General features: G+C 73.1%; 1 protein-coding gene and 1 pseudogene. Both read right to left on the bottom strand.

All coding sequences use genetic code 11. The features are described from left to right. Positions 1-183, bottom strand: a pseudogene (locus tag MVA01S_RS29895) (NYN domain-containing protein); the annotation flags it as partial. Continuing rightward, a complete protein-coding gene (gene trmB, locus MVA01S_RS29890) occupies positions 180-962 on the bottom strand; it encodes a tRNA (guanosine(46)-N7)-methyltransferase TrmB (protein ID WP_040541448.1) in 783 nt (260 codons plus the stop codon). The pseudogene MVA01S_RS29895 and the gene trmB, both read right to left, overlap by 4 nt. Positions 963-1,253 lie beyond the last annotated feature (291 nt).

The raw sequence follows: 1,253 nt of genomic DNA, 5'->3' as shown, positions 1-1,253 counted from the left end.
CCGGTGCGCCGCGGTCGGACGGCCGCCGAGGATGGCCCCGAGCCCCATGTCCAGGTTGGGGGCGTCCCAGACCAGCAGCACGCGGGCCGCGGGTGCGGTGTCCGCGCCCAACGCCGCCGGCGTGACCGGAGCCTCGCTGTTCTCCACGCCGGGCGCCGCCGGGATGTCGTCGGTCAGGCTCACGGCGTTCTCTCCCAGAGCAGTTCGGTGACGATGGGGCCGGCCAGCGCCTTGCGCTCGTATTTGGTCACGGGGCGGGCCGTCGAGATGGGGAGCCCGCCGGCGGCCGGGTCGACCCGCCGCAGCAGTGGTTCGGCGTCGCCGACCTCGGCGATGTGTTCGGCGTAGCCGCGATGGTCGGTGGCCGCGTGCAGGACCCCGCCGGGGCGCAGCCGGTCGGCGATCAGCGCGACCACATCGGGCTGCAGCAGCCGGCGCTTGTGATGGCGGGCCTTGGGCCACGGGTCCGGGAAGAACACCCGCACGCCGGTGAGCGAACCGGGGCCGAGCATGTGGGTCAGCACGTCCACGCCGTCGCCGCGGATCAACCGGATGTTGGTGACGGGGTCGGTGTCGGACGCACGGTCGATCGCGGCGAGCAGCTGCGCCAATCCGCGCCGGTAGACCTCCACGGCGATCACGTCGACGTCGGGTTCCTCCCGGGCCATGGCCAGCGTGGAGGTGCCGGTGCCGCAGCCGATCTCCAGCACCACCGGCGCCGAGCGGCCGAACCACGCGTCCGTGTCGAGCCGGCCCGCCGGCGTGGTGTCGCCGTCGCGGGCCTGACGGCCGAGCTGCGGCCACAGCCGGTCCCAGACGGCCTGCTGGTTGTCCGAGATCGTGGAGCGACGGGCGCGGAAACTGGTCACCCGGCGGTGGAAATGGGGGTGCTGCTCGGAGTCCGGCGCCACGGGTGCGGCGACGCCCGACTCCGGTGTGTGCATCCGTCCATAGTCGCTCATCAAGGCTGTGCTCTCCGCATCGTGTTACAGATTGATACCCAACAGTTGCCTGGCACCTGTACTGGGCGTCCACCCGGTCCGGCATGCCGGAAATTCGTGTCCGGAGCGGTTCGTGACGGGTGTCACGATGGGTGGGGGCGGGCGTGGGGCCCGGTCCCGGACACGGGGGGCAGGCCCATCTTCGCCGACGTCTTGGCTGACTTCGCCGCGCGTACCCGCGACCCGCGGCCGCGCGCGGTCCTGACGCGCCTGCGCGCCCCGACCAGGGTAGCCGTCCGCGGCAGGGTCGGG

Source organism: Mycolicibacterium vaccae NBRC 14118 = CIP 105934 (genome assembly GCF_001552715.1).
Classification (GTDB): Bacteria; Actinomycetota; Actinomycetes; order Mycobacteriales; family Mycobacteriaceae; genus Mycobacterium; species Mycobacterium vaccae.
Note: the sequence above shows the minus strand (reverse complement) of the source record. Positions and strands in the feature narration are given on the sequence as shown.

Excerpts from the sequence above, each read along its gene's own strand:
- trmB (WP_040541448.1), bottom strand. The coding sequence starts at position 962 with ATGAGCGACTATGGACGGATGCACACACCGGAGTCGGGCGTCGCCGCA.